This window comes from Paenibacillus sp. S150, assembly GCF_019352175.1.
Classification (GTDB): Bacteria; Bacillota; Bacilli; order Paenibacillales; family Paenibacillaceae; genus Paenibacillus_AQ.
Window position 1 is genome coordinate 26378 of the sequence record NZ_JACBYI010000016.1, and the last position, 11508, is coordinate 37885.

Consider the following 11508-nt stretch of genomic DNA (forward strand, 5'->3'; position numbering starts at 1 on the left):
CTTTCCGCTCTATGGCTCACTTACAGAATGATAGCAATCAGCCCTCCTGAGCCTTCGTTGATGATCCGGCCCAGCGTTTCCTGCAGCTTATAGCGGGCGTTGTCCGGCATCATCGCGATTTTGCCCTGGATGCCCTCCCGGACAATGGAATGCAGCGAGCGGCCAAAAATATCGGATTCCCAAATCTTGATCGGATCGTTCTCGAAATCCTGCATCAGATACCGCACCAGCTCTTCGCTCTGCTTCTCCGTGCCGATAATCGGCGAGAACTCAGATTCAACATCCACCCGGATCATGTGAATGGATGGAGCCGTAGCCTTCAGCCGGACTCCGAAACGCGAGCCCTGGCGGATCAGCTCAGGCTCATCCAGCGCCATTTCAGCGAGGGATGGAGCGGCTATTCCGTAACCGGTTGTCTTCACCATTTCCAGCGCTTCCGAGAAGCGGTCATATTCACGTTTGGCGTGCGAGAAATCCTGCATCAGCTGGAGCAGATGATCTTTCCCGCGGATTTCCACACCGACAACCTCCATCAGAACCTGATCATAAAGCTCTTCAGGCGCGTACAGATCAATTTCTGCCACACCCTGGCCCATATTCATTCCGCTGAGGCCGGCTCTGTCAATGAAATCATACTCCGTGAACTGGGAGACCAGGCGGTCAACATCCCGCAAGCGGCGGATGTCCTTCACGGTATCACGGACAGAATTCTCGTAGCTGCTGCGCAGCCAGTGGTTCTCTCCGAGCACCATTACCCAGCTTGGCAGATTCACATTCACCTCATGTACCGGGAATTCATAGAGCACTTCACGCAGCACCCCGGTTACATCATCCTCGGTCATATTGGCTGCACTGAGCGTCATGACCGGAATGTCATATTTGGCAGCCAGTTCGCCGCGGAGCTGCTGCGTCTCTTCGCTGCGCGGCCGGGTTGAGTTGATCACAAGCACAAAGGGCTTGCCAACCTCCTTCAGCTCAGCAATAACACGCTCTTCGGAATCCACATACGAGTGGCGCGGAATTTCAGCAATCGTGCCGTCTGTAGTCACTACCACACCCAGTGTGGAATGCTCCTGAATAACCTTCCGGGTGCCAATTTCCGCCGCTTCCTGGAATGGAATCGGCTCCTCAAACCAAGGTGTGGAGATCATCCGAGGACCATTTTCATCCTCATAGCCCTTGGCACCTTCAACCGCATACCCGACACAGTCAACCAGCCGTACATTGACCTCCAGCCCTTCCGCCACCTTGATCTGCACCGCATTGTTCGGCACAAATTTCGGCTCCGTCGTCATGATTGTTTTACCTGCCGCGCTCTGCGGAAGCTCATCCACCGCTCTTACCCGGTCCGCCTCGCTAGTAATGTTCGGCAAGACGATCGTTTCCATGAAGCGCTTGATGAATGTTGATTTCCCTGTGCGAACCGCGCCGACGACGCCAAGATAAATGTCTCCGCCGGTACGCTCGGCAATGTCCTTGAAAATATCCACTTTTTCCAAAAGAGATCCCCTCCTCATATTACTCCGAAGAAAAAATGCCTGAAGAGCATCGACTTCGCGTTCCGCCGGCAATCTGACCCTTGCAGGACATCCACCGGACTTGACATGGTCCGCCAGGGAGTCTAGCTGCTGACTTTAAGGGTTCAAGAAGCATTCCCCCAAGCTAAACCCCGAATGCTCGGACATGCATTTGGACTAGTATCATCATATGTATCCAGAACGGATTTATGACCCGCTACCCGCGCAATTTATATCGGAATTTCAGAAACCAGCCGCTGCGCGCCGCAGGGCGTCACGACGCCCGGAAGTCTTCTCAGCTAGCATATGAGGGAGAAAACAGGGTTAGAACTTTCTTATGGGGAGGATTTGGGCAGAGTCTTTATCACAGCGGGGATTGGGGGACCGGCTGGCCATCCACCCAGTAATAAGGCAAAGATTTCACAGGCACATAATAAGAGGCCTGCTCCAATTGGAGACGCAGGTCGGTGCCCGCTTCAGAAGAACCGCCGTTCTTTTGAACCGCAGACATAATATCAAGGCTGTAATCGGCATATACCGCACCGTTCCTGTCCATGATGAAAGACAGCGGCTGTCCGGAATAAATACTGTTCAATGTAATGGAAGCCGTACCCGCTTGCCGGGCATCAATTGTAAAAAGGTCAGGATAAATCTCCTCCCCCACCGGGAGTCTTCCTCCATGCCCCGACTTGAACCGGTTAATCTGGCGCTGGACATCGTTCACCTTCTGCACGGTAACAAGATCCATCAGCTTGACCGTTGGACGGCTTTCTTCGTCCAATATTAGAAAATAGGCGCTGCCGCCCTTCTCGAAAGCTGCCGCCGGAATTACCTCCAGATATCCCGTTTCCTGCAGTTTCTTCAAATCGATTACGAATTTCTCATACCGGGGAACGGCTTCATCCGCGTTAAGAATAGGAAGCAGCCCTTCCTGCTGCCGGTAATCCTCCACAGCGGCCTGTACCCGCTGAACACTTTCGCGGTAGCTGCTGCCTGTCTGCTGCGCCTTCCCGGGGTACATACAGCCTGTGAGCGGGCTTCCCAGCAGAATGAACGCCGCCAGCAAACCAGCCCTTATTTGGGGCTTCCACTTCTTCTCCCGCCTTATGAAGCTCACCAAGCCCGCCTCCCTCCGTATCCTAGGATGATGTTCGCCGTATTACCACAGCCCGTCTTCTTCGCCGCGCCGCGCCGCCTCAAGCCTGCGGCGCACAGCAGCTTTGAGGGGGTCCTCAGGAGTATGCACGGTCACGTCGTTCCATACGGCAGCCTGACAGGCCAGACGGACACCTTCGTCCAGGAGATTGCCCAGCTTTCGCCGTTCGGCATCGCCGGCCGGACTGAGCGCAGCTGCATATTCATCTTCAACCTTCACTTTGCACATCAGGCAACCGGCCTTTCCCCCGCAGCGGGTACTTATGGCAACTCCGGCTTTGCGCGATGCCTCCAGCAGCGAGGTACCGTGCATGACTACGGCCGAGCGGCCATCCGGCTGAAATGCGACGGTCCATCCCTTTTGCCGTTTCATGATGCAGCTTCCTTTCTCGGCATTCCGTTATGTTTGTATGAATGGTGGAATTCCCAGCAGTTCATCCAGTTTCAGCTGAAAGGACAAATCCAGTCCATTATCCAGAATAAGGCTGTGCAGCAGCGGCAGATGGACAGACAGGTCCTGCCTCAGATAAGCAGCAATGCGGCAGCAGCGTTCAGCCCTGCCGCGCAGTATATTGAATATCAGCTCATGCGCCGCAGGCATCAGCCGCAGCAGGCCGATCCCCGCAAAGTCTTGCACAGGAGCATATGCCAGCAGCCGCTTGATGTCCGCGGAATACTGCCAGGAGCCGTATCCGATCCGAAATCCGCATACCAGCTCAACAGAGATGTGTTCCACAGCATAGCGGCTGCGCAGCGAGAAACAGCCGCGGCTGTAGTCCTCCTCCGGCCCGCTTACCGCATATCTGCTAAGCGCCTCATGAAGAACTTGCGCGTCCCCAAGATCCGCATACAGATCAATGTCACGCGGAGCCGCGTCCAGACTCACGCCATGCAGCAGCAGTCCGCAGCTCCCGCCCAGCAGCCATACCGGGGGCTGCTCCAGCCAAGGCAAGCTTAACGCCTCCGCAGCACCTCCAAGCGCTCTCCCCAATGATTCCGGTATCGCCGCCAAGGCCATACCCCCACGCCCCATTCCTGTCAAAAAGTCAAACGGTTCTTCCAGAAATATGTCTGACTGAATTCAATGTAAATGCTTACATAATCGAAGCGGCCCCGCCCAGCAAACCGATTAACATCATCACAAAAGCGATTACAGACAATACGCCCCTCAATAGGCCTTTGGTCTTACTGCGCGCAAAGGTAATCAGAAACACGGATACTCCCATAATCAGGATTGCGACCAGGGACAACCACATCTTTGTCATCGGGTCCATGCGCTGCGCCCCCCATTCGGCGAATTTGGATTATCGACTATTATAACATGAAACCCTATCCATTTCTGCAGGAACAAACGAGTGAATAACTCAAAAAAAGAGCAGAAATTCACGGAATCTGGGCGGATTCCGGAATATCTGCTCTTGCTGCATGAAGCGTCAACCTATTTTTTCATCATCATTTTCAATAAAGACTCCATTGTGCCCGAATTCGCGCCGCCTTTTTTGACTGCGTTGATAATCTCCTGCACCGTAGCTTCACTAACTGGCACTTTGGCCATTGATGACACCTGTTTGATCAACTGGCGGAGCTGGGCTTCATTCTGCGTTGTTCCCGGCTTGACCGTGCTGGCCAGCTTTTTGACGGCGCCTTCCGTAATGTTCTTGCCCGCCTTTTTGTTAATGGCGTTCAAAGCATCCTTGGAAAAATCTCTGCTCACTATTCATCCCTCCTCCGTCAATCCCCATTTACAACATATGAGAATTTCCGGCAAAAGGTGAACATTCATCAGGAATGCCATTGCTCCCAGGTTTCCTGTGAAATGGCTTCCATCTCCGTCTTGCGGTCCCGTCCCATCAAAGCCTCTACCGCACTGCGCGGCGACCTGCCCTTGAACAGGACATGATAAATCTGATCGGTAATCGGCATCTGCACATTAAGGTTAAGCGAAATTGCAAAGGCCGCTTCCGTCGTGCGAATGCCTTCGACCACCATCCCCATCGATTCCAGCACTTCAGCCAGAGGCTTGCCCTGGCCCAGCATCGAGCCGGCGCGCCAGTTGCGGCTGTGCTTGCTGGTTGCCGTTACCACCAGGTCGCCCAGGCCGGCAAGGCCGGAAAAGGTCAGCGGATTGGCGCCAAGCTCAACGCCGACCCGGGAGATCTCAGCCAACCCGCGGGTAAGCAGAGCGGCCTTGGCATTGTCTCCAAAGCCCAAACCATCAGAGAGCCCGGCACCCAGGGCAATGATATTCTTCAATGCACCGGCCAATTCCACGCCGACCTGATCCCGGTTCGTGTATACCCTGAAATCGTTATTGATGAAGAGCTCCTGCGCAGCGGCTGCGCGGTGTTCATCTGACGACGCCACCACCACTGTAGTCGGGCACAGACGGACCACTTCCTCGGCATGACTGGGTCCGGAGAGCACTACAATCTCCCCCTCGCTGCAGCCAAGCTCTTCGGAGATTACTGTGGACATCCGTTTCATGGTTTCGGTCTCAAACCCCTTGGTCGCATGAATGCAGAGCATTCCGTCCCTCCAGAAGGGCTTCAAAGCACCGGCAACCTGCCGCATAGCGGAAGATGGCGCGACAATAACAACCGCCTTGGAATCCTTGACGGCCGTCTCCATATCCGTAGTGGCAATAATGTTCAAAGGCAGTGTAATTCCCGGCAGAAAATGCTGGTTCGCATGGGAGTTGTTAATTTCGGCAGCCTGTTCGGGTTTCCGTGTCCACAGATAAACTTCCGAGTGGTTAGCCGCCAGCACAGATGCCAGCGCAGTTCCCCAACTGCCCGCGACCAGCACGGTTACTTTATCAGACAACGCGGTTCCCCTCCTTGACTTTGGAGCCGATTTTGTTCTCCCGCCCCTGGCTGATCTTCACGATATTGCTCCGGTGCCGCCAAAATGCGAACACGGCAATAATCAGACTGCCCCACAGCTCAGGCGGTGTAAAGCCGGAAAATATCAGAACTGCCGGGGTCAGCGCCACAAAAAGCAATGAGCCCAGGGAAACATATTTCGTCAGCACAATGGCCGCTATCGCGACAATGCCGGCGATCAGCGCAGGCCAAAAGCAAAGCGTCGCCATAACGCCAATGGTGGTTGCAATTCCTTTGCCGCCGCGAAAGTGGAAGTATAAGGGCCAATTATGCCCGATGATGGCCGCGATACCGCAGGCTACAGCCACCCAGGTCCCCCATCCGCCAGCCCAGGTTCCGAGCCAGACCGCAGCAATTCCCTTCAGTACGTCCAGAACCAGCACAAGAGCCGCCGGCCCTTTGCCCATCACGCGCAGTGTATTGGTAGCTCCGGCATTTCCGCTGCCGTATTGACGGATATCAACACCCTTCAGCAGCCGGACCAGCAACACGCTGAAACTGACAGAGCCAAGCAAATAGCTTACAACGATAACCAGAAGTTCAAACGCCACTGTCTTCTCCCCTAACCTTCGTTCTCGGATTTGCGCCGTGTAAAGAGACGGATTGGTGTGCCTTCAAAATTGAACGCCGCGCGGATCTTATTCTCCAGGTACCGTTCATAAGAGAAGTGCATCAGCGAAGGATCATTAACAAAGACCACGATCGTCGGCGGCTTCACGGCCACCTGGGTCACATAGTTGATGCGCAGGCGGCGGCCTTTGTCCGTTGGCGGAGGATTAATGGCGACAGCATCAGAAACCACATCATTTACGAGATGTGTCGTAATCCGCAGCGCATGCTGCTGGGCCACGTGTTGGACCACCGGCAGCAGCTTTTGGAGGCGCTGTTTGGTGAGCGCAGACAAGAAGACTACCGGAGCATAGCTCATAAAAAGGAAATGGTCGCGGATATTGGTCTCAAAGTTCTGCATCGTCTTGTCATCCTTCTCGACGGCATCCCACTTGTTGACGACAAAAATCGAAGCCTTGCCCGCATCATGGGCATATCCGGCAATGTGCTTGTCTTGGTCGATGATGCCTTCCTCGCCGTTGATGACAACGAGCACGACATCGGCCCTCTCAATCGCACGCATGGCCCGCATTACGCTGTATTTCTCTGTCGTTTCATACACCTTGCCGCGTTTGCGCATTCCCGCAGTATCAATCAGCACATACCGCTGTCCATCCCGTTCAAAAGGCGTATCAATAGCGTCACGCGTAGTGCCGGCGACATCGCTGACGATTACGCGCTCTTCACCCAAAATGGCATTGACCAGCGAGGATTTGCCTACATTCGGACGGCCGATCAGTGCCACACGAATGACATCCTCATCATATTCCTCTTCAGTAGGCTCCGGCAGACGCTCGGTTACCGCATCCAGCAGATCGCCGATTCCCGTGCCATGGCTGCCGGAAATACCGATAGGATCGCCGATTCCAAGGCTGTAAAATTCATAAATATCATCTGTTCGCTTCAAGTTGTCGACTTTATTAATCGCCAGAACAACCGGCTTGTTGGAACGGAAGAGAATTTGTGCCACCTCTTCATCGGCATTCGTCAGTCCGCTCTTCGCCTCACACATAAAGACGATGACATCCGCTTCTTCAATGGCCAGCTCCGCCTGCACGCGGATGGATTTCAGAATGGCATCCTCACCGTCAATTTCAATTCCTCCGGTATCAATGACGCTGAAGGATTTGCCGTTCCAATCGGAAACCCCATATATCCGGTCGCGCGTAATTCCCGGTTTATCTTCTACAATGGCCAATCTATCGCCAATCAGCCTGTTAAATATCGTCGATTTACCGACGTTAGGCCTCCCGACAATGGCCACAACGGGTCTTGCCATATTTATTCCTCCTGTCTTCCTTACGCTACTCATCATAGCAAAAAACCATTCAATTGGCTAACGCGCTTCCGTTCGTCCGCCGTGATCCTCCGGTCTGTAAAAGACAATCGGCGAACCCCCGTATCGAGGGTTCGCCGATTACTTTACCCGTATATGAGTGTAAATACGAAGAGATTAGTTATTACCCTTGAATTTGTCAAGCTTGTCGCCGAAACGTTCAGCAAGCGTAAAGCTGAGTCCTTCATTGCTGAGCGAAACGTTAGGGTTGTTCAGTACTTCTTTGGGCGCTCTGTCTCTGCTGTTGCCGCGTTCAGGTCTGGACGCTGGAGCCGGAGCTTCTTCGGTTTCCTTGATGCTCAGGCTGACGCGCTTCTCGGATGGATTGAAGTCCAGAACTTTCACCTGTACCTCCTGGCCTTCCTTGAGCACTTCATGCGGAGTGCCTATGTGCTTGTGGGAAATCTGCGAAATATGAACCAGGCCTTCCACGCCTGGAAGCAGTTCAACGAACGCGCCGAAGTTCACAAGGCGTTTGACTTCGCCCGTTACCACGTCGCCGATGTTGATCTTGCCGGATGCCGAATCCCAAGGACCCGGAGCGGCAGCTTTGATGCTGAGGCTGATTTTTCCTTTTTCAGGGTCAACCTTAAGTACTTTAACCTTAACCTTTTCCCCTTCGGATACAACATCAGAAGGCTTCTCTACATGGTTCCAGGCGATCTCGGATACATGAACCAGACCGTCAACGCCGCCTACATCAACAAATGCGCCGAATTGGGTCAGGCGTTGCACTGTACCTTCGATGATTTGCCCTTCGGACAGCTCGGACATAATCTTCTGTTTGTTGGCTTCGAATTCTTCTTCCAGCACTTCTTTGGCAGAAAGAATGACCTTGCTGTTCTCACGGTCCAGTTCCTTCACTTTCACACGCAATGTGCGGCCTTTGTAGTCGCTGAAATCTTCTACGAAGTGACGTTCAACCATGGAAGCCGGAATAAATCCGCGCGCGCCAACATCAGCCACCAGGCCGCCTTTGACAACGTCAGCCACAGTAACTTCGAACGCTTCTTGGGAAGCAAAATATTTTTCGAGATCTTCCCATGATTTTTCGCTGTCGATTGCACGTTTGGAAAGCACCAGACTTTCCTTGTTGTCGTTGATGCTGACAACCTTGCATTCCACTTCTTGTCCAACTTCCACCGCTGCTGCAGCGTTGTCCAGTTGTACGGAAGACAATTCGCGAATCGGAATCACGCCGTCGTATTTATATCCAATGCTCACATAAGCTTGGTTATCTTCGATTTTGACGATTGTTCCTTTCACGGTATCGCCTTTTTTCAGAGAAATGATTTCCAGACCTTCTTGGCTGGTCACTTCTTCTTCATTGCTGGCAACCGCTTCTGCAGCACTGTTATTCTCTGCTGCTGCGGTTTCCACAGTTTCCGTCGCTTCTACAGCTTCATTGTTGTCAACGTTAGCCGCAGTTTCCTGATTTCTAGTTTCTTCAGACATGTGATTACCCTCCTCGATTCAAAACCCCATTTATTTAAACCCGCGTAGAGCAGAGTTCAAAACAAGCCATGCACGATATCACTTACACTTTCTCGTTAGTATGTTCCAAAAAATAGCGGTTATGCCGTTATTTATTCTAATCAGCGGAACATCCGCTTGCCGTCCACCGCTTAGCCAGCAGTAGGCTTTCCGGTCCTTGCCATCTCATAGATGCGCCCCATAATAACATCGGTGACTGCCTCAAGAGATTCGCTGCCCGCCCCGGCAAATGAACTGAGATCTATGGGAGCCCCATAAATAACGGTCATCCGGCGGAAAGGCTTGTAAGACCCGACAATAGCGGCAGGAACAACTGCTGCGCCGCTGCGGAGCGCAAAACTTGCTGCGCCCTTCTTAGCCACACCGGAGTCAGAGTTTCGCGTCCCTTCCGGAAAGATGCCCATAACATGTCCGCTGCGGAGCGTATTAAGGGCCGTTTTGATGGATTCTTTGCTTACGCCGCCGCGCTTGACAGGAAAAGCGCCCAATTTGTTAATGAGCCAGCCCAGCACAGGAACCTTGAACAGCTCCGCCTTGGCCATGTACTTCACCTGGCGTCTCAGCTTGATTCCGATAGTCATCGGATCGAGCAGACTGATATGATTGGCGCACAGCAGAACTCCGCCCTCCTCCGGCACATTCTCTTTCCCTATAATCTTAAGCGGAAACAAAATGGCGTAAATCAAGCGAAGCAATCCACGGCAAATGACATAAATCATAAATGATTTCTCTCCCCGTCAACATAAGATCTGCAATGGGAGACGATAGCTTCCACGGCTTGATGGATATCCATATGCGTCGTATCGAGAAGGATAGCATCCTCTGCCCGGCGCAGCGGCGAGATCTCCCGTCCTTCATCAAGACGGTCCCGCGCGGCAATATCCTGTTCAAGCTGCTGGAGCGTCACAGCTTCCGCATCTTTCAGTTCCTTGTAACGGCGGAGAGCCCGTTCTTCCACACTCGCCGTCATAAATATCTTCACTTCGGCATCCGGCAGCACGGTCGTACCGATATCGCGGCCATCCATCACCACTCCCTTGCGGAGCGCCATTTGACGCTGCAAATGGCTCAGTCTGGATCTTACACCCTCGATCTTCGAATACTGCGACACGAGGCCGCTTACCTCAAGGCTGCGGATATGCGGAGTCACGTCCTCCCCGTTGATCAGCACCTTTTGCACATCCTGCTCCGGGATCAGCTCGATCACCATTCCGCGGACATTTTGCTCCACCTGATGATCATCTTCAGCCGGGATGCCTTCACGGATCATATACCAGGTTATCGCCCGGTACATTGCACCCGTATCAACATAAATATAGGACAGCTTCTGTGCTACCAATCGGGCTACGGTGCTTTTGCCTGCCCCGGCAGGTCCGTCGATGGCGACGTTAATTCTGTCGTAAGTATGTGTACCCTGCCTATCCAACGGGGCATTCCTCCTCAAACACTCTTTCAGTAAGAAAAAACAGGCTTGCTGATATTATCAAGAAAAAAGCAGGCATTGCCTGCGACTTATAAAATTATACCACAGTTTATACCTCAGTGCAAAAGTGCAAGGAGGTATTTATACAGAAAAATTGTCTGTTTATGTCTTTTCTTGCGCCTGTCAACGGTTGCGGAAATCGAACTGCCGCTCAAAGCAGTACCGGATAATTTTTTGGCGCTCCGAGTCCGTAATTGCCGCAAACTTCAGCATAACCAGATTCCGGCCGTTCTCCAGAGTTTTGATCCGCACAATCTCGCCTTCAAAGTTCACATGCTCCGTGCTGCCGTTGCGGTAAGGAATCAACAGCCAGCAAAGCAGCCTCGCTCCCACCTCCAGCTGAACCTTCGCATCGCTGAGAAACGAGGTCCCCCCGCCGCCGATATCATCGGTACGCACCAGAAAGCGGCTTCCGAGAGAGTCCTTCACTGCCAGCTCAAGCTCGGCGTTCACACGGAAAAAGCTGCGGCGCTGGACTTTTAGAATGGAGTCTTCCGCCGGTTTCCGCACCCGGACCATGCGGATTACATCCTCTTTGAATCCAACCACATGTGTATTAAAGTAGTTCTTGATGCCCCCTTCCGTGAGAAAATAAACGGACAGCTCGTCCCCGATAAACAGCTTTTTCAGCCGTCCGTTATTTTCCTGCATCGGAATTTCAATCAAAAAAGCCCCGTCTTCCATCTCTGCAATTCTTGATCTGTATTCCACTTCCGCTTCAGCGGCATCGCTTGAAGCAATCTGTATGTATAGATATTCGTTGATTTTGGGATACAAGCCTGTCACCGCCACATGATTAATGATATATTCTAAAGCTGATTATAGCATGGAGATATAGTGCCCGCTGAGAAATATTGTTTGGATTTTTAAAACAAGTGGAAACGGCTGCGCCGTCCTTGACCGGGCAGCGCAGCTGTTTGCATTTCAGGTGTAAGGCTGGCTGCTGAAGCCAGGCGGGAAGCCAAGTGCAAACGGTCACTTCATATTCCCCCAGCCGCTTTTTCGCAAGTGTTAGCGGGAAAAAGGAACCCT

General features: G+C 52.8%; 13 protein-coding genes. All 13 read right to left on the reverse strand.

Annotated features, from left to right (window positions below):
• Positions 1–20 precede the first annotated feature (20 nt).
• Entirely contained in the window at positions 21–1499 is a 1479-nt protein-coding gene (gene spoIVA / locus HYD27_RS15905) for a stage IV sporulation protein A (protein ID WP_219216735.1), read from the reverse strand.
• A 382-nt stretch (positions 1500–1881) separates the two neighbouring features.
• The gene (locus HYD27_RS15910) at positions 1882–2634 is read right to left on the reverse strand and encodes a hypothetical protein (protein ID WP_309242075.1); all 753 of its coding nucleotides are present in this window, start codon (positions 2632–2634) and stop codon (positions 1882–1884) included.
• Between the two features lie 42 nt (positions 2635–2676).
• Positions 2677–3045 carry a 2Fe-2S iron-sulfur cluster-binding protein gene (locus HYD27_RS15915; protein WP_219216736.1) on the reverse strand — a complete coding sequence of 123 codons (369 nt, stop codon included), beginning with the start codon at positions 3043–3045 and terminating at the stop codon, positions 2677–2679.
• A 27-nt stretch (positions 3046–3072) separates the two neighbouring features.
• Positions 3073–3684 (reverse strand): hypothetical protein, encoded by a 612-nt coding sequence (locus HYD27_RS15920; RefSeq protein ID WP_219216737.1) that lies wholly within the window; start codon positions 3682–3684, stop codon positions 3073–3075.
• A gap of 82 nt (positions 3685–3766) precedes the next feature.
• The gene (locus tag HYD27_RS15925) at positions 3767–3946 is read right to left on the reverse strand and encodes a DUF2768 family protein (protein ID WP_219216738.1); all 180 of its coding nucleotides are present in this window, start codon (positions 3944–3946) and stop codon (positions 3767–3769) included.
• A gap of 164 nt (positions 3947–4110) precedes the next feature.
• Entirely contained in the window at positions 4111–4386 is a 276-nt protein-coding gene (locus HYD27_RS15930) for a stage VI sporulation protein F (protein ID WP_219216739.1), read from the reverse strand.
• 68 nt (positions 4387–4454) lie between these two features.
• A complete protein-coding gene (locus HYD27_RS15935; protein WP_219216740.1) occupies positions 4455–5495 on the reverse strand; it encodes an NAD(P)H-dependent glycerol-3-phosphate dehydrogenase in 1041 nt (346 codons plus the stop codon).
• On the reverse strand, positions 5488–6105 hold the full coding sequence (gene plsY / locus HYD27_RS15940; protein WP_219216741.1) for a glycerol-3-phosphate 1-O-acyltransferase PlsY: 618 nt from the start codon (positions 6103–6105) through the stop codon (positions 5488–5490). The genes HYD27_RS15935 and plsY overlap by 8 nt, the downstream gene beginning before the upstream one ends.
• An 11-nt stretch (positions 6106–6116) precedes the next feature.
• The gene (der, locus tag HYD27_RS15945) at positions 6117–7442 is read right to left on the reverse strand and encodes a ribosome biogenesis GTPase Der (RefSeq protein ID WP_219216742.1); all 1326 of its coding nucleotides are present in this window, start codon (positions 7440–7442) and stop codon (positions 6117–6119) included.
• 174 nt (positions 7443–7616) lie between these two features.
• The gene (gene rpsA / locus HYD27_RS15950) at positions 7617–8954 is read right to left on the reverse strand and encodes a 30S ribosomal protein S1 (protein WP_228745166.1); all 1338 of its coding nucleotides are present in this window, start codon (positions 8952–8954) and stop codon (positions 7617–7619) included.
• 170 nt (positions 8955–9124) lie between these two features.
• Positions 9125–9712, reverse strand: a complete 588-nt coding sequence (locus tag HYD27_RS15955; protein WP_219216743.1) for a lysophospholipid acyltransferase family protein — start codon at positions 9710–9712, stop codon at positions 9125–9127.
• A complete protein-coding gene (gene cmk, locus HYD27_RS15960; protein ID WP_219216744.1) occupies positions 9709–10419 on the reverse strand; it encodes a (d)CMP kinase in 711 nt (236 codons plus the stop codon). Before cmk ends, HYD27_RS15955 begins: the two co-directional genes overlap by 4 nt.
• Before the next feature lie 180 nt (positions 10420–10599).
• Positions 10600–11253 (reverse strand): flagellar brake protein, encoded by a 654-nt coding sequence (locus HYD27_RS15965; RefSeq protein WP_219216747.1) that lies wholly within the window; start codon positions 11251–11253, stop codon positions 10600–10602.
• Between the last annotated feature and the right edge of the window lie 255 nt (positions 11254–11508).